Below are 24,816 nucleotides of genomic sequence, written 5' to 3'. Positions count from 1 at the left end.
AAACATTTACCCCTTTGTTTGACCGTGAAAAATTTCTCCCATCCCCTTTGTTCGTATAAAATAGAGAAAAGGCCTTGCAGTTGGAGAGCTGCAAGGCCTTTTTCTTTGTTAAGGAAATTATATTTAGGTGTGGATAACTGCATGTAGTTTTCTTAATCCAGCTCCAGTGCCTAGCCCCTCGAGTCGCTTCGATCCGCCCATTGAAGTCAAAGAACGACTTCATTGGGCGGCTCTCCAGCGCTTGTCGGGGCTGAACGAGGCGCTTGCGCTTTTTGTTCGTGCAGTGCTGTTGAAAACCACTCGAAGAAGTGATGAAAGAAAAGTAGATTGACCACAATTCAAAGATTTTTAAATTTATCCGACCACTTTTCGAATTATTTTGGCGGATTTTTAATTTTTTCGACCACTTTGCCAATTATTTCGACCAACTTGGTTTTATCGCCCAGGTATCCTACCAATGTGTTTTTCGTTATCACGAACTAGTGGAGCATCGTTACAGACTCCAAATAAAAAAACCGTGCAAATGCACGGTCATCCTTCAACATATCGCCAGAATACTCCATATTTAGCAGGAATCTGTTCGACTTGTTGTTTTAACATTAATTTCTTTAATTCCTTCTCTGCCTGGTGAACAGTTATGTTATATACAACGGCTACTTCCTTGGAGGCTACCATTTTGTATTGCTTCAGGAACTGTTCGAGGAGCGGCGGATGGGCCGCTTCTGGTTTTTCCTGCAGCATTTCTTCGAGAATCTGGACGTATACCTCATATGGGTAAAGACCGGTTATCTTAATACCTTCCTCTTCAACATTTGCGTTGAAAAAGACGAAAGTCGGTATTTCCTGGACATCCATTTCATTCGTAATTTTCAAATCGCACTGGAATGCTTTTGCTGCTGTTTCAGAATGAATATCGGTTACGAATTCCTCAACATCCAAACCGACGCTCCTCGCGCAGTTTTTTAGCACTTCGAAGTTCGAGACATTCTGTTTTTCAAGAAATAGAACTTCTTGAAGCTTGCGCAAGAATCTAATGCCTTTCTTTCTCCCCTGAAGCTCAGCGGATTTTATCGCAATCGATGCAAGGTATGGGGACGATACAGGGTTTTCGAACCACAGTGATCCGTCACAAGACATTCCTGTTCTGCTTGCCGTTTTTTCCCATAGCTCTGCAATCGTTTCGTAACGTTTTTTTCTGCTCATGTTCAGTGTGGCCAGTTTGCCACTCAAGACATGGCGAATGGAAAAATACTTTCCATATTCGATTTGGAGCTTTTTGATGATGGGTTCGAGTGCCCAGCATTCGGGACAGAGCGGGTCTACAAAAATATAAATTTCAATAGGCTTTTTATCCAAGCTATGGCAAAATTCTGATGGGTCATAGCTCAAAAGGTTTTCCCGACTCAGTTTCATGTGATATCACCAGTTTCGTCATCTGGTGTATTGATCATATGCTGGGCGGTCAGGTAAAGTCTTGCGTAAAAGTCCTCCCTTAAAGGCCCTTCAAGTCCAACTTCATCCATGGCCTCAGCCATACATGCAAGCCATGCTGATGCCCTCACCGGTGTGATTTCGAATGGCAAATGTCTTGCGCGGAGCATTGGGTGGCCATGTTCATTGGTATATAAGGGTGGCCCTCCTAAATATTGAGTCAAAAACTGCTTCTGTTTTCGGGCAGTTTCTGTTAAATCATCCGGGAATATAGGAGCAAGATCAGGATGCATTCCAACGCGGTGGTAAAAAGCATCGACCAGCCGGTGAAGTGTCCCTTCGCCAATGGCTTCGAATGGTAAGGTCTTATTCTCAACCATATTGATAACTCCTTTAAAATAGATTTTTAAAATTCCATTCTGCTTTGATAGTTATGCTTTTTATTGTAGCAATGCTAAATTTATATCTCAAACAAATCGTCTTGAGTTCTATAAAAACGGACTTGATTTTGTAGAATATATAGATTTTTGAACGAAGATTGATGTCCAGCTCCAGCGCCTAGCCCCTCGAGTCGTTTCGGTCCGCCCAATGAAGTCAAAGAGCGACTTCATCGGTCCGCCCTCCGTGGCACACGATGTGCTAGACCCGCCAGCCACGGACGTGGCGCTTTTAGGCGGGCAACGCTTGTCGGGGCTGATCAAGGCGCTTGCGCTTTTCTTTTTATGATTGCTTTACTAATGTACACAAAAAAGCCGCCTGTTACCACTGACAGGCGGTCAAAACTAATGGGAATATTCTCCTTTTTGAGGTGCCTTTTATCCGTAAAAGACATCTGTGACTTTACGTACATAGTTTTGCGTTTCTTTAAATGGAGGGATTCCCCCATATTTGTCAACATTTCCTGGTCCGGCATTATATGCTGCAAGTGCAAGTTCTATATTATTGTCGTACTTGTCCAGCATTTGACGAAGGTATTTACTTCCTGCGAGAATATTCTCCGCTGGATCAAATACATTTTTAACGCCCAGGCCTCTAGCTGTCGCCGGCATCAATTGCATAAGTCCTGAAGCACCGGCATGGCTCACGGCATTTGGATTAAAGTTCGATTCCTTTTGAATGACAGATTTAATGAGCTTGGCTGGAATATTGAACATAGAAGCAGCCTTGTCAATAATCCCATCAAAATCAGCATCGCTTTTCGCCGCTACTTTTGTCAGCTGAATAGGCGGCAGAACTTGTCCAAAGTTCGGTTTGGCTATATCAAAAGAGCTAACTGCAGTTTGAGCGTTGTTAAATAACTCTTCAAGTCTTGTTGCAGTGGCACCAAGAGCATTGCTTTGGTCACTGAGGATGCCGGAAAGCATTTCCTGAAAAACATTATTACCTGATTGGCTGGCTGCCGGCTGGTTGAAGTTTTGGAGCGCCTGCAATTCAAGCATGACTTTTAACTGGTCAACATTCATCATGATTCTCCTGCCTGGTCTATTCTTGTAAAAGATTATATTTTTTAGTGTAAAACCTTTTAATTTTATTATCGGTCGGTCTGCGAGGGATTTTTAATTCTCCCAATAATTCAGTAAAAACTTTATTTCCTTCTGCCTCATCCGTTACTTCATATTCTAGCTCATAATCTTCTGTATTTAAATAGTAACTATGGTCCAGGACAAGCAATCCTTCTTTGTACTCAACCTCAGCACGAACGGTTGTGAGCGACCCGAAGTATTGCAATGGCTCTGTATCTTGGATTAATTTCACAACAGCGTCTTTTACTTCACCTTTTGGCAGCTTTCCTGATGACAAGGCTTCCTCAGCCTGGCCAGCCGTCAGTATTTGATTCGTTTCTAGCAACCCTTGTTGTGCAGGCTGCTTTAAAGTCATTTCAAACCTGGATCCTTTTTCCCTGATCCTTAATGCAGAACCATGGTCTTTCAAGGTGAAGGAATTTGTATCAAAGTAATGATTAATCTGTTTTTTGAATTGTTCCGGCTCAATTTTGAAGAATTGTTCAAGGAAGTGGAATTCTTCCTCTGTCAGCATATTCTTGAATTCAATTTCGATATTCTGGCTCATATCTATCCGCCCTTTCCAACAAGCTCTCTCTTTATTATCTCGTTAAATCTGGTTTGCTTCAATCCTTAGTAGAAAATGGTTCGATATGATAAAATAAAAAAGATTATGGAGGTTGAGGAAATGAGTCAAAGAATTTTAATTATCGATGCAAAAATAGAAAATAATGAGTTACTACTCTCTACAGACATAGAGACAGGTCTGGAGGATTTTGCTCCAACAGGGCAAATGCTTGTTGATTCCGATCAATTATCATTTATTTATATTCTTGATAAAGAAGATGGATATCATTATGTCACCATTCCTGCAGGTACTTGGAGTGTCATTCAAGAAGGTTTGCAGTCTGGATTAGAAACTTATTTAACCAATAATGGAGGCAAACTTAAACTAGAAGGCTTCCATAGCGAAATGAAATATTTGATTGAAAATATAAATGGCAATAGCAACTATGGAGAGGAAATGGTCACGAAAGTGGAACAGGTTTTTGCCGCACCCTCCGCTTAGGCTTTCGTGAATAGAACCGGATGAGGTGACTGATGTGAAACACTGGGATCAATTTTTAGAACCTTATAAGCACGCTGTTGAAGAATTGAAGGTAAAGTTAAAAGGAATCAGGAGCCAATATGAACTCCATTCCGACCATTCCCCGATTGAATTCGTCACTGGAAGGGTAAAGCCTATTGCCAGCATTCTTGATAAGGCGCATCAAAAGGGAATTTCACTTGATAAGCTTGAGACAGAAATGCAGGATATTGCGGGCTTAAGGATCATGTGCCAATTCGTGGATGATATCAAGACAGTTGTTGAACAATTGAGAAGCCGTAATGATTTTGAGATTGTCGAGGAGAGGGATTATATCTCCCATAAGAAAGCGAGCGGCTACCGCTCCTATCATGTCGTGATCCGTTATCCAGTGCAGACAATTCGCGGTGAAAGAAATATACTGGCAGAAATCCAGATCAGAACATTGGCGATGAATTTCTGGGCAACAGTGGAGCATTCGCTAAATTATAAGTATAAAGGACTTTTTCCTGAGGACATAAAGATCAGGTTGCAGAGAGCAGCGGAGGCCGCATTCCGGCTTGATGAAGAAATGTCGACAATCAGAGGGGAAATCCAGGATGCACAGGCTTTTTTTACAAGGAAAAAAGAAATGCAGCAGGATGGGAAGAAGTAATTTAAATCCGAAATGCAGGGGTGTTTGATTACATGAAATTTGCGATCACTTCAAAAGGGGATTCCAGGTCCAACACGTTGATGCATAAAATGAAGACATATCTTTTGGACTTTGATTTACAATATGATGAAGACCAGCCCGATATTTGTATTTCCGTGGGTGGAGATGGCACGCTTCTGTATGCCTTCCATCGATACGCGAGCAGGCTGGACAAAACAGCATTCATTGGAGTACATACCGGACACCTAGGCTTTTATGCCGACTGGGTTCCTGAAGAAATTGAAAAGCTGGTCATTGCTGTAGCCAAAACACCCTACCAGGTGGTTGAATATCCACTTCTGGAGGTAATCATCAGATACCAGCATGGCGGCAGAGAAACAAGATATCTGGCCCTGAATGAATCGACCGTAAAGTCAGTTGAGGGCACCCTGGTCATGGATGTTGAAATCAGAGGCCAGCATTTTGAACGCTTCCGTGGAGATGGTTTGTGCGTTTCAACGCCATCAGGAAGTACAGCCTACAATAAAGCATTGGGCGGCGCCATCCTTCACCCTTCACTAAGGGCGATCCAGGTTGCGGAAATGGCATCCATCAACAATCGTGTCTTCAGGACAGTGGGATCACCGTTGATTCTTCCTGACCATCATACATGTACACTGAAGCCGGTTAATCGACGTGACTTCCAGGTAACAGTTGATCATTTGACACTGCTGCATAAGGACGTTAAATCAATCCAATTCAGGGTTGCGGATGAAAAAATCCGCTTTGCCCGCTTCAGGCCGTTCCCGTTCTGGAAAAGGGTGCACGATTCCTTTATTTCAGACAGCGATTAAGAAGAAAGATTGATTTTATGGAAAGACCGCTGACAGACTGTCCAGGGAGAGATGATTGAAGGACATTTCGTGGCCGTGTCAGGTTCAAAATGTCTAATAAATAGGGTTTAATGTACATTTCGTGGCCAAGTCGCAGTCAAAATGTCTAATAAACGAGGTTTAATGTACATTTCGCGGCGGAGTCGGGATCAAAATGTCTAATAAACGAGGTTTAATGTACATTTCGCGGCGGAGTCGGGATCAAAATGTCTAATAAACGAGGTTTAATGTACATTTCGCGGCGGAGTCGGGATCAAAATGTCTAATAAACGAGGTTTAATGGACATTTCGTGGTTGGGTCGCAGTCAAAATGTCTAATAAACAAGGTTTAATGTACATTTCGCGGCTGAATCGCAGTCAAAATGTCTAATAAACAAGGTTTAATGTACATTTCGCGGCTGAATCGCAGTCAAAATGTCTAATAAACAAGGTTTAATAGACATTTCGTGGTTGGGTCGCGTTCAAAATGTCTAATAAACAAGGTTTAATGGACATTTCGTGGCCAAGTCGCAGTCAAAATGTCTAATAAACGAGGTTTAATGTATATTTCGCGGCCGAGTCGTGTTCAAAATGTCTAATAAACAAGGTTTAATGGACATTTCGCAGGCGGGTTGCGAACAATTTGTCCAATAAACAGTTATCGTTGGGCATCCTTCTTTGAAAAAAAGTAAAAAATATTAGTATTAGAAACATTGGAGACAGGAGCCGCTGATATGTGGAAGAACTTTACACTGGAATATACGGCCGGGGCTGCTGACCAAGGTAAAATGCTTAGGGAATACCTAAAGGATAAAGAGATCTCCAAGTCGGCTCTTACCGATATTAAGTTCAAGGGTGGTTTCATTTCAGTAAACGGCCTGGAGGTAAATGTCAGATATATACTGAAGAGCGGCGATTTTATCAGCGTGGAGTTTCCATCTGAACTTCCTTCTGAGGGGATGAAAGGGGAGGAAATCCCGCTTGAAATCATCTATGAGGATGAGTATTTACTGGTAGTCAATAAGCCTGCCGGAATGAATACAATTCCTTCAAGGGAGCATCCAAACGGCAGTCTGGCCAGCGCTCTTATCGGTTATTATCAACGTAGTGGCCTATCCGCAACAACCCATATTGTCACCAGACTTGATAGGGATACTTCCGGGCTGGTATTGATTGCGAAGCACAGCCATGTCCATCATTTATTCAGCAAGCAGCAGCGTAGTGGCGGTGTTAAGCGAAAGTACATGGCACTTGTCGAAGGTAGTTTAGATGTGGATGAAGGCAGTATCGAACAACCGATTGCCAGGAAACAGGACAGCATCATTGAACGTGAAGTCCATCCCGATGGTCAGTATGCTTGCACATTATTTGAAGTTGTTAAGAGATATGAAGGTTTTACCCATATCAACCTAAGGCTATTGACAGGCAGAACACATCAGATCAGAGTGCATATGAATTATTCAGGACACCCTCTGCTGGGGGATACTTTATATGGCGGAAATAAAAATAAGATATCAAGACAAGCTTTGCATTGCTGTGAACTAAGGTTTGTCCATCCATTTTCTCACAAAGAATTGCGTTTCAATGCAAGCCTTCCACCTGATATCGATGCAGTGCTTGAAAAAGGCAGATCGTTTTAGAGACGATTTGCCTTTTTACATTTCTCTCAAATTTTTCATTTTATAATTCCGTGCAATACATCAAATCATAAGGGAGTAATAAATGAAAAATTTGAAGGGGGTAACATCCGTTGAATGTATATAAGCACGGTAAATTAATTGCCGTATCCGCTGTTATGTTATTAGGTCTCGCAGCCTGCAACAACAATAATGAAGAAGCATTGGATTTACGCGACAATAGAATGACCACCCTTGGAAATGGCCAAGAAGGTTATTGGGATAATGACGCAAATAGAATCAAGCAACAGAGGCGCAGAGCGGAAATCAGTTCTGCGAAAAGAAATACAAATGAGTCAGGGCGTAATCAAAAAGGCGGAAATGCAACGAGTGAAATCATGCAGACGCCTGATGGGTATATTACCATAGACCCGAATTCTTATAGTACTGATATTCCTAGTGCTAAATTTCCACACACACAAATGAATGGGCAAGGCAGGCTGACATTAACAGAAGGACAACGAGCTGACCTTGATAAAATGCTGGCCGAATTGCAGCGCCGTACAGGTGTCGAACTACCGCAATTGAACAGGGGAGGAATTCCTGCGCCACGACAAGGAGCAGCACCGGCACCGCAGGAAAGGGCAACTCCAGCACCTGAACAAGGAGCAGCCCCGGCACCGCAGGAGAGGGCAACTCCAGCACCTGAACAAGGAGCAGCACCGGCACCGCAGGAAAGAGCAACTCCAGCACCTGAACAAGGAGCAGCACCGTCACCGCAGGAAAGAGCAACTCCAGCACCTGAACAAGAAGCAGCGCCAGCACCACAAGAAAGAACAGCACCAGCTCCGCAAGAAGAAGCTGCTCCCGCTCCAGAACAAAAAGCGACACCTTCTGGGACCGAGCTAAGTGCGTTTGAAGCGAAAGTTATTGACCTGACCAACGAACAGCGCAGGAAAAATGGATTACAGAACCTGCAGCCAGATACAGCGTTAAGCAATGTAGCACAAGAAAAATCTAATGATATGCAGGCGAAGAATTATTTTTCGCATACGAGTCCTACTTATGGTTCTCCGTTCGATATGATGAGGGACTTTGGGGTATCGTATAACACTGCTGGCGAGAACATTGCGATGGGTCAGCGGAGTGCGGAAGAAGTTGTAAACGCCTGGATGAACAGCGAAGGGCACAGGAAGAATATTTTAAGTCCTAACTACACACATATTGGAGTTGGGCACACAACACAAGGGAACTACTGGACTCAGATGTTTATCGGAAAATAAAGCAGAGAAAGCTAACCATCATTGCTATGGTTAGCTTTTTCACTGTATAAGAAAGGATAAATTTTTCACTTAGATTAGTGTCTAGCTCAGCGCCTAGCCCCTCGAGACGTTTCGGCCCTGCCAATGAAGTCAAAGAGCGACTTCACTGTCAGGCCCTCCAACGCTTGTCGGGGCTGATCAAGGCGCTTGCGCTTTTCTTAATACGAGTATCAATTTATCTCCCTGAATTTTTCCGGCACAAAAGGCATGGAGGAGGGAACGGATACAAGTCCCATCTCAGGATAACGCAATGCTGTCAAATTGCCGCCAAAAACAGCTCCTGTATCAATATTGTACGTATTATTGAGTACTCTCGGTTTTTTGACCGGTGTATGCCCATAAACTATGGTTGCTTTTCCTTGATAGTTCCTTGCCCAATCACGACGTACAGGAGTTCCGTCCGGATTGTTTTGCCCCGTGATATCACCATAAAGGACAAAGGTTTTTACCTTAGAGTTATTTTTCCCGATGTAGTCTTCACGGATCCCTGCGTGGGCAATCACAAGTCGGCCCTGGTCGAGGACATGGTATAAAGGTGCAGAATCGTATAAGTGAAGGAATTTTTCACGGAACTCATTTTTCTGCTCTAAACTCAATGACATAAACTCCGCAACAGTTGTCTCAAGTCCATGGGTCGTCTGGACTTTATTCCCTAAAAGATAGCGGTAAAGTTTATTGCAATGGTTTCCGGGAACATAGAAAGCGGATTTTTTATTCACCACTAATTCCCAAACCAGATTTGCGGTTTTTAATGAATCTGGTCCACGGTCAGTCAGGTCACCGACAAAAGCAAGGTGCCGCCCATCAGGATGAACTGGAAGGCCGGTGCTCCACTCGTATCCAAGTTTTTTGGTGAGCTCTTCAAATTCACCGTAACAGCCATGGATATCGCCAATAATATCAAGGTTCAATTGGTATTCCTCCTTTATTTAATTCAGTCCTCACGAAAGTCGGAAAAAAGACAAGTTTACAACAAAAAAGGGAATGTTAATAGAAAAGGCCGTAGTCAAACAAGCTGGCATCTTAACATATATTGCCCAATTAATTTTAATTGAAGAAGTTGTTTTCTTAATCACTGATGTTAAAATCCTAAAGCCGATTTTAACGTAATATATACCTAATTTGCAGGTCGGTATTAAGTTTGTATGCTCTTTTCTCATAAGAAGCGTAAACTTTACGAAGGAACAAGGCACTTAAAACCAATTTTGTATTCAATAGCAGCAAAGTTTGAGAAAAGAGCCTGAAAAAGAGTAGATAAAAGACAAAGAAATTAATAAATGCTAGTATAATGAAATGTACATAAAGGAAAGGGGGTAAGGTGGATGTCTGAAGAACGCCAAGAAACGGCATCTAAGCAGCAGATTAATACAGAGCTGCTGATGGAAGCACTTTACTCTGAGAAGATCGATGATTTTCGTGATGAATTTTTAGAGTTGCATCCTTATGATCAGGCAGCTTTTTTCGGGGAACTTAATGATAAAGAGCGCGCGAAAGTGTATAACTTTCTATCTCCCGAAGAAATGGCCGATTTATTTGAAAATCTAGAAGCAGATGAAGAGGACTTTAAAGATGTACTCGCCCAGATGAATCCTAATTATGCGGCAGATATGCTGTCAAATATGTATGCTGATGACGCAGTCGATGTCCTGAATGAGCTTGATAAAGACCAGGTCGTCAGTTATTTGACGATCATGGATGTTGAAGCAGCACAGGAAATCAAGGGCTTGCTGCATTATGAGGAATACACAGCTGGTAGTATCATGACGACAGAATTCATTGCGATTTCTGCCAACCAAACTGTCCGGTCGGCGATGTATATTCTAAAAAAAGAAGCACCCCAGGCTGAGACTATTTATTATATCTTTGTTGTCGATGAAGATAAAAGGCTGGCTGGTGTAATTTCATTGCGTGATCTTATAGTTGCCGATGATGAAACGATGATTGCTGAGATTATGAATGACCGAGTTGTTTCCGTTTCTGTTGGAGAGGATCAGGAGGAAGTCGCACGAATGATGCGAGATTATAATTTCCTCGCTCTTCCTGTCGTTGATTTTCAAAATCATCTTCTCGGGATTATCACTGTTGATGACATCATGGACGTCATGGAAGAAGAGGCGTCAGATGACTATTCAAAACTAGCTGGTATCGCTGATCTTGATACGGTAGACCGAAACCCGCTATCGGCTGCCAAAAAGAGGCTGCCATGGCTAATCATCCTTCTCTTTTTGGGCATGTTCACAGCAAGCTTGATCGGAAGGTTCGAGGAAACCTTGAATAAAGTTGCAATATTAGCTGTTTTCATTCCTTTGATCGCCGGAATGGCAGGGAATACGGGGACTCAGGCTCTGGCTGTTGCTGTCAGGGGAATTGCAACTGGTGACCTTGAAAAAGAGAGCAAGTGGAACATTATCCTCAGGGAAGCAGGAACTGGCCTTATAACAGGAGCAATCTGCGGAATACTGGTCACGTTCGTCGTCTATTTTTGGCAAGGTGAATTATTTCTGGGGATATTAGTTGGTATATCTATTTTTATTACATTGATCATAGCAACACTGGCTGGTGCATTGATACCCATGCTCATGCATAGGCTGAAAATTGACCCGGCTGTAGCATCCGGACCGTTCATCACTACTATAAATGACATTATTAGTATCTTGGTTTATTTTGGGATTGCTACTGCTTTTATGAGTTATCTAACTTAATAAACGAATAAGGAGGGATGAGGATGGAACAACATGCATCGATTACTTCACTTGTAATCGTCATTATCGTTGCATTTCTGACACCAATTTTGCTTCACCGTTTAAAATTGAGCATTATACCAGTGGTAGTCGCAGAAATCATTATGGGCCTTATCATTGGTAAAAGTGGCTTCAATATCGTTCATGAGGATGCCTGGCTTGGCACCCTATCTACATTAGGTTTTCTGTTCTTGATGTTCCTGAGCGGTTTGGAAATAGATTTTTCTGCATTTACAAGTGGCAAAAAGAATAAGGCAACACCGAAAAAGGAACCTAATACATTTGTCGTTGCATCTATCATCTTTTTGGGCATTTTTATTGCTTCGCTAGGATTGTCTTATTTATTTGTACTTGCCGGTTTTATCGAAAATGTATTTCTAATGACGCTGATTATTTCGACAATTTCACTTGGGGTCGTAGTGCCAACACTTAAAGACGCCCATTTAATGAAAACAAATATAGGTCAAATCATTTTATTGGTGGCAGTCATCGCAGATCTTGCTACGATGATTCTCCTAGCTGTCTTTGTCTCCCTTTATGATGGCGGAGATGGAAACACATGGCTGCTCCTCCTTTTGTTCGCAGCTGGAGTTGCTTTGTATTTCGTTGGTAAAATATTCAAAAACCGTACATTTATCAATGCTCTCTCCACTGGTACAACTCAAATAGGTACACGTGCGGTCTTTGCATTGATTATCTTGTTAGTGGCGATTTCTGAAACGGTTGGTGCTGAAAACATCCTGGGAGCTTTCCTTGCCGGGGTACTTGTTTCACTTCTGGCACCAGACCAAGATATGGTTCACAAACTTGATTCATTTGGCTATGGATTTTTAATCCCGATCTTTTTCGTTATGGTTGGGGTTGATTTGGATATTTGGGCCTTATTCAGCGATAAAAAACTCCTGATGCTGATTCCGCTATTGTTGCTGGCGTTATTTTTATCTAAAGTAATTCCGGTCTATATTTTGAGAAAATGGTATGATACGAAAACAGTATTAGCAGCTGGATTTTTGCTGACGTCAACACTATCGCTAGTCATTGCAGCGGCAACAATCGGTGAAAGAATGGAAATGATCACTCCAGAAATGAGCGGTACGCTGATTCTCGTTGCGGTCATATCCAGCGTTCTGACACCAATTTTATTCAAGAAGCTGTTTCCGCAGGAAAAAGCCGAAGATAAGAAAGTGAAAGTGGTCTTCATTGGCGCCAACCAGATGACCCTTCCTGTTACACGAGACTTGCAGTCTTCATTGTACGATCCGGTACTATTTCATACGAAACAGGAAAAAGCGGATAACCGAATTGCAGAATCAGTTTTTAATATCATCGAGATGGAGAATTATGAAATTGAAACAATAGAAAAACATGAAGTGTATGATGCGGATATCATTGTCATCACTACCGGGGACCCTGATTTGAATGCTAAGATTGCTGTCAGTGCGAAGGAGCATGGTGTTGACCGTGTAATCGCCAGGATCGAAAGTCCAGATCTTGCCGACAAAGTACAAGGAGAGGGAATTGAAGTCTTCTCGGTGCTGCGTTCAACTGAATCACTGCTTCAAGTGATGATTGAATCGCCTGGAGTCATGGACATACTGACTAACAAGGAAAACTCCCTGCATGAAATAAGAATGCTTAATGATCACTTCGATGGAATGACCCTAAGGCGATTCCCGTTTACCGGAGATGTTATTTTTGTCCGTATCCTCCGTGAAAATGAATCGATTGTGCCTCATGGTGATACCGAGTTGAGGCTGAAGGACCGCCTGATTGTCTCTGGTTCAAAAGAGTATGTTGATGAGCTAAAGCGTGAGCTTGAATTCTGTTTTTGGTGCTAATTGAAACATTAACCCGCCTTCTCGGCGGGTTTTTCTTTTCAAATGAACAAATATAGTGTAGAATTAGCACTAGGTACTAATAACTTGTATTAACATTGGGGGAACGGTAGAAATGACTCTTTCATTGAACGGAAAAACATATGTAGTAATGGGTGTTGCCAATAAACGAAGCATTGCCTGGGGGATTGCCCAGTCACTTCACAATGCGGGAGCGAATTTGATCTTCACGTATGCGGGAGAGCGTCTGGAGAAAAGTGTACGCGAGCTCGCTGAATCGTTGGATCAGAGTTATTTAGTGTTGCCATGTGATGTTACGAGCGATGAAGATGTTGCAAAATGCTTCCGTGAGGTCAAGGAAGCGGTTGGCACGATTTCTGGTGTTGCCCACTGTATCGCATTTGCGAACAAAGAGGAACTCCAGGGGGACTATATGAATGTATCACGCGAAGGCTTCCTGTTAGCCCATAATATCAGTGCTTACTCACTGACAGCAGTTTCCAAGGAAGCGAAGGAACTAATGTCTGAAGGAGGAAGTATCGTTACTTTGACTTACCTTGGAGGAGAACGAGCGATTCCGAATTATAATGTTATGGGAGTAGCAAAAGCTTCCCTGGATGCAAGTGTCCGCTACCTTGCAGCAGACCTTGGGAAGGATAACATCCGCGTGAACTCAATTTCAGCCGGACCGATCCGTACACTATCTGCCAAAGGTGTAAGTGACTTTAATTCAATCTTAAAGGAAATCGAAGAAAGAGCTCCGCTCCGCCGCAACACAACTCCTGAAGAAGTTGGAGACACAGCAGTATTCCTGTTCAGCGACATGTCACGAGGAATTACTGGTGAAAATATCCATGTTGACTCAGGGTTTCATATCTTGTAATCAATCACGTCCGCCATTGTGCGGGCTTTTTTTTTAAAATGATTTAAGGGTTTGTACAAACAATTCAAAAAGTGAGCCTGGCACCCATCCTAGGCTACCGCATACATATAGGGTGAGCGAATTATTGGAGGTGCCGAATATGGGGAGGAAACGAAGTCGTAAGCAATCTCCTTTGTTTTACATTAATCAACCAAACATAGATCTACCGCAACCAGATATGCAAAAGAATTTTTCTTTTAATAATAGGGAAGAGATGTCTGAGAATCTACAAGTACAGAATTCAAAGACAAATGAAGTTGATTACGAAGCAAACGGAAATTCTGAAGAAGAAGTAATTCATGAAACAGAAAGCCCAGACCCACCAAGGAAGAGGAATTTCAATGAATATACACTCGAGGAAAAGGTCAAACATTTAAAGCTTGTCCCGGCATCTGTTGCTAAGGTTAAATATGAATTCATTACCATAGAAAGGTCATATACGGGGTACTTTATGGAAATGAAAGGAGAAGTTTTGTTTATACATTCGATCAGCCCAAGAAAGAAAAGTGTAAGCATCTTTAAAGAAGATTTGGTCGATATAAAAAGGGTAGGTTTATAAAAATAGGCTTACCAATTACGGTAAGCCTGATTTTTCTGACTGCAGTGATCAGTTATTTCCAGGAAGGCTAGAAAGTGGTAATGCAGCTACAGGATCTAAGCAAGTGACAGCGCAGAAGCAGTCCAAGTCGATAGTGATGCAGATGCCAGTTCTGTAGAATTCATTTCTGGATCCTCCAGTTGTGATTTGCTCACATAGAGTGTCGATACCTTCTCCCATACCACCACGTGTTGCTAACAACTCAACTTTTGCGCAGCAGTTGTCATCTACAGAAGTGACACGGAAGAAAAATGATTTGAAGCAATCAAGTCGTTGTTGACCTCCTGGATTTGTGAAGAGGCGAGTTCCAAACCCTTCGAACGGTGCGCAGTCACCGCAATAGAGAATTAGTGGGATTGTATCTAAATCCGTCGTTGGAGTTTGTGCGCCTGCAAGTAATTCTTGGATAGACTTGTGGCAGCTGACATCGCAATCATTGTCTACATCCACTTCATCTTGAGCATCTGCTACTGCACGAAGGACCTCGCATACACAGTTGTCGCCATCATGTTTTTTACCTTTGCAACCCATAACAAGTTCATCTCCTTTTAGTTGATATGACCTATTGTCCTTAATAGAATATGAATCGCCCTCCTAATGGTGTGGGTGTTTGTCTAATTTTCAACAGGTTTCCTATAAAAAATGATGACAGGAGCGGACTGGCTAAGGGCCCATACATAGGGATTTGCCCTGCATAAGCTGTATTGACTTGATTCAACACAGGTGGTGTAGCGGATGGGGAATTGGTTGGATTTATGCCTTCTTGTATTTGCGAGCTTTCGTTTGACCAGGCTGATTGTTTACGATACAATCACTGAATTCCTTCGAGCACCATTCCACGATATAGTGGAGGAGACATTGGAGGATGGGAGTACGGAAACTTATATAGAAATAAAAGGGGAGGGACTCAAATATTGGATAGGCGAGCTATTAAGCTGCCATTGGTGCACTGGTATTTGGGCAACTTCTTTCCTGTATGCTGGCTATGTAATGATACCGCATTTTTCAATGCCAGTCATCACAGTGCTGGCAATAGCGGGAATTGCTTCGGTGATCCAGCATTATTTCATAAAAGACTGACATATTAAATTAGTGAGTCCGTCCAGAACTCCATTGAAGATTTGTTCATAAACTATCGTATGGACTCTTTAATGAAGGGGTTGTATTCATGGAGGAAGAAAAGCAAAATACGAAAAGCACCAAGGGTTCTACAGTATCCAAAAGCAATGCTTCAACCCGCCGAGTGCGTAAGAAACGTGGCTGTGGCTGCGGGAAAAAGAAAAAACAAGCATAAAACAGCGTCTGCCAAACTTTCTGGCAGGCGTTTTTTTTGTTAAGGAAATTATAAAATTACTTAGGTGTGGATAACTGCCTGTGGTGTTCTTAATCCAGCTCCAGCGCCTAGCCCCTCGAGTCGCTTCGAGCCGCCCATTGAAGTCAAAGAACGACTTCATTGTGCGTCCCTCCAGCGCTTGTCGGGGTTGAACAAGGCGCTTGCGCTTTTTGTTCGTATATTACGTCAAATAGGGAAGGCTATAAAAAGCAATAAGAGAGAGCTTTATTTTATTGAAAAGTAGTCACAGGGCTTATTAAGCTCACCGAAGTACTTTTACTGCAAAACAGGCGTAATTATCTATTTTACATTAACTGGAAGTGTAACCTGCTTTAAAAAATTCATAAATTGGGTTTCAGCCGTGGAAAATAATTTTATCAGATGAACCATAGAAAGGGATTAATGATGAATATGAAACATGTTGTAAAGATTTTGGGAATCTTAATTTTGCTTGGATCTGGTGCTGCTGGCTGTACTTCATTTGGCAAAACATCACCTGATAGCAGGAAGTCAATGATCCAGTCAGTCAATCCTGATCCAGGAGCGACAAATGATCTTGATGAGAAGAATATCAAACTGGCTAAGAAGGTCAAGAAAGATATCGCTGCACTTGATGAAATTTATGATGTTGCAGTCATCGTAGGTAAAGAAGACATATTGGTGGCTTATAAGGTCAAGCATTTGAAGCGGTTCGGCATGAAGCGAATCGAGAAAGAAATCAATAAGAAATTGGAAAAGAATTATCCTGATGACGACTTCATTGTTTCTAGTGATTATAAAATTTTTATTGAGGCGGTCGAGCTTCGGGAGAGAATGAAAGATCCGTCCTTTCCGGATAAAAAAGCAGAGGAACAATTACAGCGGATTATTTCGTTGAAAAAAGAATTGACTTAGAAAGGATGGGTGAAATGGGGGATAAAAAAAAGCAAAAGATGACACCTGAGCAGCAACAATATCAACAGCTGGAACAAAAGCATGAACTTAAACGACCAGTGGTTAAAAATTGCATTAAAGCATTTTTGGTTGGCGGCTTGATTTGCACGATCGGCCAGGCAATAACCTATTTTTATATATACTTTTTTAATTTCACCGAACAAACAGCTGGAAATCCGACAGTTGCTACGATGATATTCCTTTCCATGCTGTTGACAGGATTTGGTGTTTATGACCATATTGGACAATTCGCAGGAGCGGGCAGCGCGGTACCGGTGACTGGATTTGGAAACTCAGTGATCTCTGCGGCAATTGAACACCGAACTGAAGGATTCGTTCTAGGTGTAGGCGGGAACATGTTTAAACTGGCAGGTTCAGTAATCTTGTTTGGTGTCTTTGCAGCTTTTGTCGTTGCATTGGTAAAAACACTGTTGACGATGATGGGGGTGCTGTAAATGTTGATTGGAAAGCAGTCATGGCAATTTGCGAATAAACCTGTCATTGAATCGTGGGGCTCATCAGGCGGTCCCTTTGAAGCCGAGGGGAAGTTGGCAGCTGACTTTGATGTCCTTCATGACGATTTATGGATGGGGGAAGAATCATATGAGAAAGCACATCGAGTGTTGCTTGAAGAGGCAATTAATTCGGCCTTGCAAAAAGGGGAATTCAATAAAGAGGACATGCAGTTCATGCTGGCAGGCGATTTAATCAATCAGATCACACCGACGAGTTTTGCGGCAAGGACGATGGAAATACCCTATTTTGGTCTCTTCGGTGCTTGCTCTACTTCTATGGAAGGTCTTGCGTTAGCATCATTTATTGTGAACTACCAGGGAGCAAAGAAGACGGTAACCGGCGCATCAAGCCACAATTCAGCGGCGGAAAAACAATTCCGCTATCCGACAGAATATGGCGGACAAAAACCGCCGACAGCACAGTGGACTGTAACTGGCGCAGGAGCTGCCGTTGTAACGGATAACTCAGATAAACAGGGAAAAATCGTCACTACCTCTGCCACTATTGGGAAAGTGGTGGATATGGGGATTTCAGATCCCTTTAATATGGGAGGAGCAATGGCGCCGGCTGCAGCGGATACGATCATTGCTCACTTTAAAGATCTGAATCGTAATCCGGCTTTTTATGATTTAGTTGTTACAGGTGATCTTGGAAGGATTGGGCAGGCTACTACATTCGAGCTTTTACAGCAGTCCGGACTGGAAATATCGAAGGAGCAATTTCAGGATTGCGGTTTGATGATTTATAACGATGACCAGCCGGTCCAATCTGGTGGCAGCGGAGCAGGATGTTCGGCTTCCGTGTTATATGGCCATTTATTAAACCAAATGCAAAAGGGAATCTATAAGAAAATACTGGTTGTTGCCACCGGAGCTCTCTTATCACCGCTATCTTTCCAGCAAAAAGAAACCATTCCATGTATCGCCCATGCTGTCTCAATTGAAATGAACTAGGAAGGAGGAATCGCATTGCTGCCAATGTTTTTTTGGGCTTTTGTTGTCGGGGGTCTGATTTGTGTTTTCGGCCAATTGATGTTTGATATCGCGAAATTGACACCAGGGCACACGATGAGTTTGCTTGTTGTCATTGGTGCTGTCCTTGATGGTTTCGGACTTTATGAACCATTAATTGATTTTGCAGGAGCTGGTGCTACGATTCCAATCACGAGCTTTGGTAATTCGCTTGTTCACGGAGCGCTTCAGGAAGCTGAGCAGCACGGGCTGGTCGGTGTCCTGACAGGCATGTTCGAAATCACCAGTTCCGGTATATCTGCTGCTGTAATCTTTGGCTTTATTGGCGCACTTATCTTTAAGCCCAAAGGTTGATTCTGTGTTTCAAGGGTGGTTTAATGCCGGATATACTTAATACGATCATACGCTCTATTTTATTGATTTTGGGCTTATTTATCATTACAAAGCTTCTTGGAAAAAAACAGTTATCAAGCCTGTCATTTTTTGAATATATCGTAGGCATCACTGTAGGAGATATTGCTGGTACATTAGCGATGGATCCTGATTTGAGCTTGAGGGATGGTATTGCCAGCCTAATCGTCTGGTCTTTCGTCCCTTTGGCGATTTCAACGGTATCGTTAAGAAGCAGAACATTTCGCAATATTATTGAGGGAAAATCAACTACCTTCATTGAACATGGTAATATTCTCGAAAAAAACATGCGAAAAGAGAAATACAGTATAGATGAACTCTTGGAACAACTTCGCAAGAAAAGTGTATTTAAGGTGGCAGATGTTGAGTTTGCTTCGCTTGATTCCAATGGAGAATTAAGTGTTTTATTGAAAAAAGCCAAACAGCCATTAAAGTATGAAGATATTGGAATTAAGGTTGAAGCAGAGTCTGCTTCGGTGCCTGTCATGATGGACGGTGAACTTATCGAGGAAAATTTAAGGAAAGCTGGTCTGGATAAAGGTGAATTGATTTCAAAAATCAGGGCTAAAGGATATCAGCCAAATCAAGTCTTCTATGCAGAAATGGATTCTAGAGGACTCCTTAGTATTGATTTATATGATGAATTTATATCCTGCCAGTTCCCAGACTTTGATCAAGTATAATCCATGAATTCTAAATGGATGGGGGCTCGCCCATACAAATTCGTTAAGCCTCACATATATTGCTATTGAGTAATAAAAAGTGAGGTGAAGAAGAATGGGCTACGGTTGGTGTGGCGGCGGCTACGGCTACGGAGGCGGCGGCTATGGCGGTTCCACTTTCGTATTGATCGTCGTATTGTTCATTTTGTTGATTATTGTAGGAGCAAGCTTCTACAACTAAGAGCAAAGAAGAAGGAGCTGTTCCAATTCGGAACAGCTTTTTCTGCCTGGACTATTGATGATTTTTACAGTCTCTCTTTCACCATTTTTTGCTTCCTTCATACAATAGAGTAGTTAAAGAAGGAGGCGTGATTTATATGGATAATAATTTCTTCAAGAATATAGAGAAAAAAACTGGCGTAAATATGAATGATGTATTTGAGTTAGCGAATTCATTACAAAATGCGAACTTTAAAGATGAGCAAACTGTACGAGGCGTAATCCGCCGTGTTTCAAAAATGGCTAACAAGCCTGTCAGTAAAGAAATGGAAGACAAGATTGTAGAATCCATCGTTAAGGATGGAAAGCAGCTTGACTTTGGCCAAATTTCCAAAATGATCAACAAGAAGTAATTCTTGAATGCCAAATCAGGACCTGAGTTTATATCCCCAGGTCCTGATTTGGCATTTTTCTCTTTATATTAGATAAAAAACGGGAAGGATTAGCTTTTCTTCCACGTCTTTTTTGTGGAACAGAAATGAATAAGTTCTTTTCTGCCCTTGTCACTGCTACATAAAGCAGACGGCGTTCTTCTTCAAGTGGTTGAAGGTCTCCATTACGATAGGCATCCAAAGCATAATCATGGGGGATGCTTCCGTCAACGGTACCAATTATATAGACATTTCCATATTCAAGCCCCTTGGATCGATGAATGGTGCTTAATGTGATGGCGTCAGTTAGGTTCCTGCTGCTCCGTTTAATTTCAGCGTTCATGGCTGTCATATGGTCAGCATGCTCGATGAATTCTCCGACGGTTTTAAAGTTTCGTGCCGCCACTTTTAAATCCCTGATGTCGTCCGATCCCTTTTCAAGCTGGTTTCCTTCATTTCCGCGCTTTTTGATAAAGTCCTGATATCCCAGGTCCTTTTCGACTATATCTATTGCCGCTACTGGCGGCAGGGAAGACAGAGAGCGTACAATCGGTATAAGCCTTTTCAGCTTTTGTTCCTGGAAAGCAAATCCGGTTTTTACATGGGTAAGAGCTTCAAGCATGGAACAATCGTTCAGGATGCTATTAGCCTGTAAATCACGGAAAATCGACTGTTTTAAAAATAGTGAAGGAAGAATATTTTTGATTGCCTCCGAGTCATCGGGATTCATGCTTAGCCGCAGAAATGACAGCATTCCTTTTACCATGAAACGCTCGTAAAAGGATTCAATATCCTGATCAAGACGGAAAGGCAAGCTTGAATTCGCCAGCCTCTCGAATACGGCACGGCTGGCTGCATTCGTCCTGAACAGGATAGCGAAATCACCGGGGCGTTCGCCTTGTTCGACCCGTTCTTTTATATCTGTCAGGATCATCGTTGCTTCTTCTTCTTCATCATAAGGATGGAAGATTACTGGCGGACGCTCAGCGGAAAATTGGGCCCGCATTTCTTTTTCATGACGGGTGAGATTTGCCGAAATTAAAGTGTTTGCTGTCTCGACAATTTCATGCGGCGAGCGGTAATTCTGGTTTAAGATGATTAATTTGGTATTTTTGAAATCGGTCTTAAAGTTAAAAAGATAGGCAGGGTCACTGCCTCGGAATGAATAGATTGACTGGTCGTCATCGCCGACAGCGCAAACATTTCCATGCTTGCTAGAGAGCATTTTCATAAGTTCGTATTGAACTTTATTAATATCCTGGAATTCGTCTATTAAAAAATAGTGAAAACGATTTTGATAGTTTTCAAGTATGTCAGGCTTTTCCTTAAAAAGCTTATAACAGCCCAGAAGCATGTCATCAAAGTCGAATAATTTCTGCCTGTCTTTAGCAGCTTCATAGTCTTTATACAGCAAAGCCACCTTTTCTTCCCAAGGAGATTCAGGCTTAACTTCGTGTGGCATTATCATCGTGTTTTTCCATAAACCAATTTGCTGTAGTGCGAGGTCATAGGCAAACTCTTTTTCATCCAGCTGGAGCTTTCGGCCAGCCTCCTTTAATATTTGTTCCCGATGCCATTCTTTTTTCATCAGCTTGTCAGATGACCAATTTTCACGGTCATGAAAACAAAGGATTCGGTAGAAAATGCTATGGAAGGTGCCAGCAATCAGCTGGTTAACCTTAGCGGGGGACATTCCCGGGTAAAGGGCAATCCGTTTCTTCATTTCAGCGGCCGCCTTTGCTGTAAAGGTAACAAGCATGATAGAACCGGGATCAACTTTTTTCTCTTCAATCATAAAGGCGGTTCTTGCCGTCAGTACTCTCGTTTTTCCACTTCCAGCACCAGCTAAAATTAATAATGGCCCATCTATAGAAACAACAGCTTTTTCCTGATTACCATCGAAAAGGATCCCAGCTTCTTTAAGTTGTTTTAAATAATTTAACTTAACTCCTGGCTTTGCTGGAGGGAACGGATTAAAAGGTGAAGGAATCTTTACTTCTCGTGGGAAGATGAATTTTTCCTCTCTTTCAGCTTCAGCCGTAATGGAACGGGCCTTAGGGATCCGGAAGCCATTTCGTTCGATATATTCCGTTTCCTCGGAAGGTTGAACGGATGGGGAGAATTCATTTTGTTCACTGCAATCTTCTTTCGCGGAAAGGTGATGGTAGAAATGGGGCTTGTCTTTTATGCCGAGGTAAAGACGGACAGGACCTCCGCATACAGAACAAGTAAGCATCCCTTTTTTTCCGTCATCAAAAAGCTTTTGAAAATCCTCACGGTTATATCGATCAAGGCTTATTATCTGTTGATTATACTTGGCTGTTTTCATGTTTTCCCTCATCTCCCACCAAAAATAGCACAATCTCTATCATAGCAGAATAAGATTCTTAACAAAAGGTGTTTTCGGCATCCAGCACCACTTAGTGAATACATTATAAGGAGGAGGACGGAATTTTTTTATTAGCAGTTTAATACGGTCATAAACAGGGAAAAGGAAGAGAAGAATATAGTGAGAAAAATAATTATTCTTGGGGGATACCAAAATGGGATACATTCTTCCAGTGACAAATTATCAATATATACAATATGCTGAGCGTGAAATAGGGACAGATTATGATCCGTTCCAGATTAATAAAATTGCAAGGGTACGCAAAGAAGATCCTGTAGAACAGGGACAGGAACAGCGGGAGCAAGCAGTAGAACCCATGAAAAAGCGCAAGGACCAGCAACCTGTGGCACGAATGCAGCTGGCTGCCTCTGAAATAAGCTTCTCTAATAGTGATCGGGTATATAAAAAGAGGGTAAATCCTTCAGTTGTCAGCAAGACATATGCGGAAATAACAGGAAAAGGAAGGCACTACAGCGAGTCAATTTAAACTCAGCTGTGGTGTCTTTTTATGTATTTCTTATTATGTATTTGTTGGTGTTGATTTGTGAAAAGGCAAAAAGAAAACTCCATTCTTAAGAGAATGGAGTTTCAAAATCATATAGATTTTTTCATCGTTTTATGTGGGATTCCCGCATCCATGAATTCTTCTGATACCGTTTCATATCCTAGCTTGCTGTAAAACGGGATCGCATGTGTCTGCGCGTTCAATTTCAAGGTTGATATACCTTGTAATTTGGCGTAATCCTCGATTTTATTCATGACCGCGACTCCGGCACCGGTACTGCGGTTTTCTCTTAATACACAAATCCGTTCTACCTTGCCGATTCCGTCCAATACACGGAATCTTCCAGCACCAGCTGCTTTTTTGTTATCATCATATAATACAAAATGAACAGAATCGGATTCGAATTGATCAATTTCTTCTTCTTCAGGAACATTTTGTTCATGAATGAATACGGTCTTGCGTACTTCGAGTGCATCTGCTAATTCTTGTTCGTTAGTAACAATTTTTACTTCCACGTTAGATTATTCCTTTCCGAGCCTGAATGTTTCATATACTGTCCACGATCCATTATCCAACTGGTACAATAGGTGGATTCTGTCGGCGGTATCCTCAAATTGTACTTTTGTCATCCTCAATGAACCATATACATCGGAATGTTCATCGTCAGACATCTTCTGTCCGATCGTGATATGCGGTACAAAGTTATACTCCTGATTTCCGTCAAATGTTGCGTTAAGCTCATTATGAAGCTGTTCTAATTCTTCAGGTGATTCAACCTTCAAGTAGATTACATTGTTAACGGGCTTAAAGGAACCAATCTTAGTGATCTTGATGTTGACTGGTCTGAAATTCCTGGCGATTGAATCGAGTTTATTCGCAATTTCCTTGATTTCTTCCTCCGTCGCTTCAAAGGATGACTTTAAAGTTAGGTGAGGCGGGATTAACGCATAGTGCGGATCATAACGCCTTCTCATTGAATTAGCAAAATCCTGGATTTTTTTCGATGGAAAAATGACAATACCGAACTTCATCTCATGTACCCCCGTTTCATTAGTGTGGTGCATATCGATTTACTGAAAACCTATATTATGATTTACCATTCATTATAACAAATTTTCTAAATATATAATATAAAGAAGCGTATATTAGGAAAACACTTGTCTTATTGCCCGCTTGAGGTCTGGCTGCCAATAAGTCCATGTATGATTCCCGCTGAACTCATCGTAAAAATAGCCAAAGCCTCTTTCCTTAAAAATACTCGACAGCTCCCTGTTTGGCGTTAAAAAGTCTTTGTTTTGGGAAGATGTGGTTTTTACGACTGTTTCTTGATCTCCAACAGTATGGTAAATCTGGAGCAACTCAGGCTGGCGGAAATCCTTTACGGCTGTGAATACATCCTCGTTTACATAAGGTGACTGCAGAAGTACCTTTCCAAATGTGTGCGGATACTGGAGCGCTGCAAGCAAGGAAACAGTAGCTGCGAGTGAATCACCAATCAATGCACGGCCCATGCCCATTTGGTAGGTAGGATATTGTTCATCTAAATAAGGAACAAGCTCGTGAGCGAGAAAACGGATATAAGCTTGATGCTGCTCACCTTTTGGATGATACTTGCGCCGTCTATCCTCGACAGATTCATATGGTATTCCTACGATGATGACGTTTTCAATTTCCTTTTTGCCAAGGAGCTCGTCTGCAATCCTTCCAATCCGTCCGAGCTGGAAATAATCCCGGCCGTCCTGTGCGATAAGTAATGAATATTTATATAAGGGAGAATAGTTGGCAGGCAAGTATACCAGCATAGTCACTGCTTCTCCAAGTTCCCTGCTTTGAAGTGTGATTTCTTCTATTTTGCCCATTGGAAAATCCATTCATTTACCTCCAAA

Annotated in this window: 30 protein-coding genes and 1 pseudogene; 18 read left to right on the top strand and 13 right to left on the bottom strand. The window is 42.1% G+C overall.

Annotated elements, in window-relative coordinates; genetic code table 11:
- The 6 genes and pseudogenes from J7E32_RS21435 to J7E32_RS21415 all read right to left on the bottom strand — a co-directional run.
- Positions 1–223: pseudogene (locus tag J7E32_RS21435) on the bottom strand (hypothetical protein); the annotation flags it as partial.
- Between the two features lie 308 nt (positions 224–531).
- Complete coding sequence (locus tag J7E32_RS21430) at positions 532–1,413, bottom strand: ClpXP adapter SpxH family protein (RefSeq protein WP_214911573.1); 882 nt, start codon at positions 1,411–1,413, stop codon at positions 532–534.
- Entirely contained in the window at positions 1,410–1,811 is a 402-nt protein-coding gene (locus J7E32_RS21425) for a globin domain-containing protein (protein WP_214911571.1), read from the bottom strand. The genes J7E32_RS21430 and J7E32_RS21425 overlap by 4 nt, the downstream gene beginning before the upstream one ends.
- Before the next feature lie 108 nt (positions 1,812–1,919).
- Positions 1,920–2,042 carry a hypothetical protein gene (locus J7E32_RS23080; protein ID WP_286183678.1) on the bottom strand — a complete coding sequence of 41 codons (123 nt, stop codon included), beginning with the start codon at positions 2,040–2,042 and terminating at the stop codon, positions 1,920–1,922.
- 204 nt (positions 2,043–2,246) lie between these two features.
- Positions 2,247–2,894, bottom strand: coding sequence for a lytic transglycosylase domain-containing protein (locus tag J7E32_RS21420; protein ID WP_214911593.1), 648 nt, complete (start codon positions 2,892–2,894; stop codon positions 2,247–2,249).
- A gap of 19 nt (positions 2,895–2,913) precedes the next feature.
- Positions 2,914–3,501 carry a CYTH domain-containing protein gene (locus tag J7E32_RS21415; protein ID WP_214911569.1) on the bottom strand — a complete coding sequence of 196 codons (588 nt, stop codon included), beginning with the start codon at positions 3,499–3,501 and terminating at the stop codon, positions 2,914–2,916.
- A gap of 120 nt (positions 3,502–3,621) precedes the next feature.
- Here J7E32_RS21415 and J7E32_RS21410 point away from each other — a divergent pair, with 120 nt between their 5' ends.
- The 5 genes from J7E32_RS21410 to J7E32_RS23230 all read left to right on the top strand — a co-directional run bounded on the left by J7E32_RS21410 (position 3,622) and on the right by J7E32_RS23230 (position 8,425).
- A complete protein-coding gene (locus tag J7E32_RS21410; protein ID WP_214911567.1) occupies positions 3,622–4,002 on the top strand; it encodes a UPF0738 family protein in 381 nt (126 codons plus the stop codon).
- A gap of 34 nt (positions 4,003–4,036) precedes the next feature.
- Positions 4,037–4,675 carry a GTP diphosphokinase gene (yjbM, locus tag J7E32_RS21405; RefSeq protein WP_214911565.1) on the top strand — a complete coding sequence of 213 codons (639 nt, stop codon included), beginning with the start codon at positions 4,037–4,039 and terminating at the stop codon, positions 4,673–4,675.
- A 32-nt stretch (positions 4,676–4,707) separates the two neighbouring features.
- Complete coding sequence (locus J7E32_RS21400; RefSeq protein WP_214911563.1) at positions 4,708–5,508, top strand: NAD kinase; 801 nt, start codon at positions 4,708–4,710, stop codon at positions 5,506–5,508.
- A gap of 752 nt (positions 5,509–6,260) precedes the next feature.
- The gene (locus J7E32_RS21395; RefSeq protein WP_214911562.1) at positions 6,261–7,166 is read left to right on the top strand and encodes an RluA family pseudouridine synthase; all 906 of its coding nucleotides are present in this window, start codon (positions 6,261–6,263) and stop codon (positions 7,164–7,166) included.
- Between the two features lie 110 nt (positions 7,167–7,276).
- Positions 7,277–8,425, top strand: coding sequence for a CAP domain-containing protein (locus tag J7E32_RS23230; protein WP_353654094.1), 1,149 nt, complete (start codon positions 7,277–7,279; stop codon positions 8,423–8,425).
- Between the two features lie 209 nt (positions 8,426–8,634).
- Here the strand turns inward: J7E32_RS23230 and prpE are convergent, their stop codons facing one another.
- On the bottom strand, positions 8,635–9,375 hold the full coding sequence (gene prpE, locus J7E32_RS21385; protein WP_214911560.1) for a bis(5'-nucleosyl)-tetraphosphatase PrpE: 741 nt from the start codon (positions 9,373–9,375) through the stop codon (positions 8,635–8,637).
- Positions 9,376–9,843: 468 nt separating this feature from the next.
- On the opposite strand from prpE, the gene mgtE reads away from it, so the two are divergent.
- The 4 genes from mgtE (at position 9,844) to J7E32_RS21365 (ending at position 14,521) form a co-directional block, all read left to right on the top strand.
- The gene (gene mgtE / locus J7E32_RS21380) at positions 9,844–11,166 is read left to right on the top strand and encodes a magnesium transporter (RefSeq protein WP_483297627.1); all 1,323 of its coding nucleotides are present in this window, start codon (positions 9,844–9,846) and stop codon (positions 11,164–11,166) included.
- 23 nt (positions 11,167–11,189) lie between these two features.
- A complete protein-coding gene (locus J7E32_RS21375; RefSeq protein ID WP_214911555.1) occupies positions 11,190–13,043 on the top strand; it encodes a monovalent cation:proton antiporter family protein in 1,854 nt (617 codons plus the stop codon).
- Between the two features lie 112 nt (positions 13,044–13,155).
- On the top strand, positions 13,156–13,923 hold the full coding sequence (gene fabI / locus J7E32_RS21370; protein WP_214911553.1) for an enoyl-ACP reductase FabI: 768 nt from the start codon (positions 13,156–13,158) through the stop codon (positions 13,921–13,923).
- A 139-nt stretch (positions 13,924–14,062) separates the two neighbouring features.
- Positions 14,063–14,521, top strand: a complete 459-nt coding sequence (locus J7E32_RS21365; protein ID WP_214911551.1) for a CotO family spore coat protein — start codon at positions 14,063–14,065, stop codon at positions 14,519–14,521.
- A gap of 48 nt (positions 14,522–14,569) precedes the next feature.
- On the opposite strand, the gene J7E32_RS21360 is transcribed toward J7E32_RS21365, so the two are convergent.
- Positions 14,570–15,091, bottom strand: a complete 522-nt coding sequence (locus tag J7E32_RS21360; protein ID WP_214911549.1) for a CotY/CotZ family spore coat protein — start codon at positions 15,089–15,091, stop codon at positions 14,570–14,572.
- A 204-nt stretch (positions 15,092–15,295) separates the two neighbouring features.
- Between J7E32_RS21360 and J7E32_RS21355 the strand changes: the two genes are divergently transcribed.
- Positions 15,296–15,640 carry a DUF1360 domain-containing protein gene (locus J7E32_RS21355; RefSeq protein WP_214911547.1) on the top strand — a complete coding sequence of 115 codons (345 nt, stop codon included), beginning with the start codon at positions 15,296–15,298 and terminating at the stop codon, positions 15,638–15,640.
- Positions 15,641–15,768: 128 nt separating this feature from the next.
- Here the strand turns inward: J7E32_RS21355 and J7E32_RS21350 are convergent, their stop codons facing one another.
- Positions 15,769–16,014, bottom strand: a complete 246-nt coding sequence (locus J7E32_RS21350; RefSeq protein WP_214911545.1) for a hypothetical protein — start codon at positions 16,012–16,014, stop codon at positions 15,769–15,771.
- Between the two features lie 260 nt (positions 16,015–16,274).
- On the opposite strand from J7E32_RS21350, the gene J7E32_RS21345 reads away from it, so the two are divergent.
- The 7 genes from J7E32_RS21345 to spoVIF all read left to right on the top strand — a co-directional run bounded on the left by J7E32_RS21345 (position 16,275) and on the right by spoVIF (position 20,018).
- Positions 16,275–16,787, top strand: a complete 513-nt coding sequence (locus J7E32_RS21345) for a YhcN/YlaJ family sporulation lipoprotein (RefSeq protein WP_286183677.1) — start codon at positions 16,275–16,277, stop codon at positions 16,785–16,787.
- A gap of 14 nt (positions 16,788–16,801) precedes the next feature.
- A complete protein-coding gene (gene spoVAC / locus J7E32_RS21340; protein WP_192472301.1) occupies positions 16,802–17,281 on the top strand; it encodes a stage V sporulation protein AC in 480 nt (159 codons plus the stop codon).
- Positions 17,282–18,295, top strand: a complete 1,014-nt coding sequence (spoVAD, locus tag J7E32_RS21335) for a stage V sporulation protein AD (protein WP_214911543.1) — start codon at positions 17,282–17,284, stop codon at positions 18,293–18,295.
- Positions 18,296–18,310: 15 nt separating this feature from the next.
- Positions 18,311–18,667, top strand: a complete 357-nt coding sequence (gene spoVAE, locus J7E32_RS21330; protein WP_214911541.1) for a stage V sporulation protein AE — start codon at positions 18,311–18,313, stop codon at positions 18,665–18,667.
- A 23-nt stretch (positions 18,668–18,690) separates the two neighbouring features.
- A complete protein-coding gene (locus J7E32_RS21325; protein ID WP_214911539.1) occupies positions 18,691–19,407 on the top strand; it encodes a DUF421 domain-containing protein in 717 nt (238 codons plus the stop codon).
- 94 nt (positions 19,408–19,501) lie between these two features.
- Positions 19,502–19,627, top strand: coding sequence for a YjcZ family sporulation protein (locus J7E32_RS21320; RefSeq protein ID WP_214911537.1), 126 nt, complete (start codon positions 19,502–19,504; stop codon positions 19,625–19,627).
- 136 nt (positions 19,628–19,763) lie between these two features.
- On the top strand, positions 19,764–20,018 hold the full coding sequence (spoVIF, locus tag J7E32_RS21315) for a sporulation-specific transcription regulator SpoVIF (RefSeq protein ID WP_023615234.1): 255 nt from the start codon (positions 19,764–19,766) through the stop codon (positions 20,016–20,018).
- A gap of 28 nt (positions 20,019–20,046) precedes the next feature.
- Here spoVIF and J7E32_RS21310 read toward each other — a convergent pair whose 3' ends face one another.
- A complete protein-coding gene (locus J7E32_RS21310) occupies positions 20,047–22,365 on the bottom strand; it encodes an ATP-dependent helicase (protein ID WP_214911535.1) in 2,319 nt (772 codons plus the stop codon).
- A gap of 214 nt (positions 22,366–22,579) precedes the next feature.
- On the opposite strand from J7E32_RS21310, the gene J7E32_RS21305 reads away from it, so the two are divergent.
- Positions 22,580–22,912, top strand: a complete 333-nt coding sequence (locus tag J7E32_RS21305; protein WP_214911533.1) for a hypothetical protein — start codon at positions 22,580–22,582, stop codon at positions 22,910–22,912.
- Positions 22,913–23,019: 107 nt separating this feature from the next.
- Here J7E32_RS21305 and J7E32_RS21300 read toward each other — a convergent pair whose 3' ends face one another.
- From J7E32_RS21300 to J7E32_RS21290, 3 genes are all read right to left on the bottom strand, one after another.
- Positions 23,020–23,445, bottom strand: coding sequence for a GNAT family N-acetyltransferase (locus J7E32_RS21300; protein ID WP_214911531.1), 426 nt, complete (start codon positions 23,443–23,445; stop codon positions 23,020–23,022).
- Between the two features lie 6 nt (positions 23,446–23,451).
- Positions 23,452–23,961, bottom strand: a complete 510-nt coding sequence (locus J7E32_RS21295) for a YjcG family protein (protein WP_214911529.1) — start codon at positions 23,959–23,961, stop codon at positions 23,452–23,454.
- A gap of 114 nt (positions 23,962–24,075) precedes the next feature.
- Positions 24,076–24,801, bottom strand: a complete 726-nt coding sequence (locus J7E32_RS21290; protein WP_214911528.1) for an alpha/beta hydrolase — start codon at positions 24,799–24,801, stop codon at positions 24,076–24,078.
- Positions 24,802–24,816: the final 15 nt, after the last annotated feature.

The sequence above is a fragment of the Bacillus sp. ISL-55 genome (assembly GCF_018613155.1).
Taxonomy (GTDB): domain Bacteria; phylum Bacillota; class Bacilli; order Bacillales; family Cytobacillaceae; genus Mesobacillus.
Note: the sequence above shows the minus strand (reverse complement) of the source record. Positions and strands in the feature narration are given on the sequence as shown.

Excerpts from the sequence above, each read along its gene's own strand:
- J7E32_RS21430 (WP_214911573.1), bottom strand. The coding sequence starts at position 1,413 with ATGAAACTGAGTCGGGAAAACCTTTTGAGCTATGACCCATCAGAATTT.
- J7E32_RS21425 (WP_214911571.1), bottom strand. The coding sequence starts at position 1,811 with ATGGTTGAGAATAAGACCTTACCATTCGAAGCCATTGGCGAAGGGACA.
- J7E32_RS23080 (WP_286183678.1), bottom strand. The coding sequence starts at position 2,042 with ATGAAGTCGCTCTTTGACTTCATTGGGCGGACCGAAACGACTCGAGGG.
- J7E32_RS21420 (WP_214911593.1), bottom strand. The coding sequence starts at position 2,894 with ATGAATGTTGACCAGTTAAAAGTCATGCTTGAATTGCAGGCGCTCCAA.
- J7E32_RS21415 (WP_214911569.1), bottom strand. The coding sequence starts at position 3,501 with ATGAGCCAGAATATCGAAATTGAATTCAAGAATATGCTGACAGAGGAA.
- J7E32_RS21410 (WP_214911567.1), top strand. The coding sequence starts at position 3,622 with ATGAGTCAAAGAATTTTAATTATCGATGCAAAAATAGAAAATAATGAG.
- J7E32_RS21400 (WP_214911563.1), top strand. The coding sequence starts at position 4,708 with ATGAAATTTGCGATCACTTCAAAAGGGGATTCCAGGTCCAACACGTTG.
- J7E32_RS21395 (WP_214911562.1), top strand. The coding sequence starts at position 6,261 with ATGTGGAAGAACTTTACACTGGAATATACGGCCGGGGCTGCTGACCAA.
- mgtE (WP_483297627.1), top strand. The coding sequence starts at position 9,844 with ATGGAAGCACTTTACTCTGAGAAGATCGATGATTTTCGTGATGAATTT.
- J7E32_RS21375 (WP_214911555.1), top strand. The coding sequence starts at position 11,190 with ATGGAACAACATGCATCGATTACTTCACTTGTAATCGTCATTATCGTT.
- fabI (WP_214911553.1), top strand. The coding sequence starts at position 13,156 with ATGACTCTTTCATTGAACGGAAAAACATATGTAGTAATGGGTGTTGCC.
- J7E32_RS21365 (WP_214911551.1), top strand. The coding sequence starts at position 14,063 with ATGGGGAGGAAACGAAGTCGTAAGCAATCTCCTTTGTTTTACATTAAT.
- J7E32_RS21360 (WP_214911549.1), bottom strand. The coding sequence starts at position 15,091 with ATGGGTTGCAAAGGTAAAAAACATGATGGCGACAACTGTGTATGCGAG.
- J7E32_RS21355 (WP_214911547.1), top strand. The coding sequence starts at position 15,296 with ATGGGGAATTGGTTGGATTTATGCCTTCTTGTATTTGCGAGCTTTCGT.
- J7E32_RS21350 (WP_214911545.1), bottom strand. The coding sequence starts at position 16,014 with ATGAAGTCGTTCTTTGACTTCAATGGGCGGCTCGAAGCGACTCGAGGG.
- J7E32_RS21345 (WP_286183677.1), top strand. The coding sequence starts at position 16,275 with ATGAACCATAGAAAGGGATTAATGATGAATATGAAACATGTTGTAAAG.
- spoVAC (WP_192472301.1), top strand. The coding sequence starts at position 16,802 with ATGGGGGATAAAAAAAAGCAAAAGATGACACCTGAGCAGCAACAATAT.
- spoVAD (WP_214911543.1), top strand. The coding sequence starts at position 17,282 with ATGTTGATTGGAAAGCAGTCATGGCAATTTGCGAATAAACCTGTCATT.
- J7E32_RS21325 (WP_214911539.1), top strand. The coding sequence starts at position 18,691 with ATGCCGGATATACTTAATACGATCATACGCTCTATTTTATTGATTTTG.
- J7E32_RS21320 (WP_214911537.1), top strand. The coding sequence starts at position 19,502 with ATGGGCTACGGTTGGTGTGGCGGCGGCTACGGCTACGGAGGCGGCGGC.
- spoVIF (WP_023615234.1), top strand. The coding sequence starts at position 19,764 with ATGGATAATAATTTCTTCAAGAATATAGAGAAAAAAACTGGCGTAAAT.
- J7E32_RS21310 (WP_214911535.1), bottom strand. The coding sequence starts at position 22,365 with ATGAAAACAGCCAAGTATAATCAACAGATAATAAGCCTTGATCGATAT.
- J7E32_RS21305 (WP_214911533.1), top strand. The coding sequence starts at position 22,580 with ATGGGATACATTCTTCCAGTGACAAATTATCAATATATACAATATGCT.
- J7E32_RS21295 (WP_214911529.1), bottom strand. The coding sequence starts at position 23,961 with ATGAAGTTCGGTATTGTCATTTTTCCATCGAAAAAAATCCAGGATTTT.
- J7E32_RS21290 (WP_214911528.1), bottom strand. The coding sequence starts at position 24,801 with ATGGATTTTCCAATGGGCAAAATAGAAGAAATCACACTTCAAAGCAGG.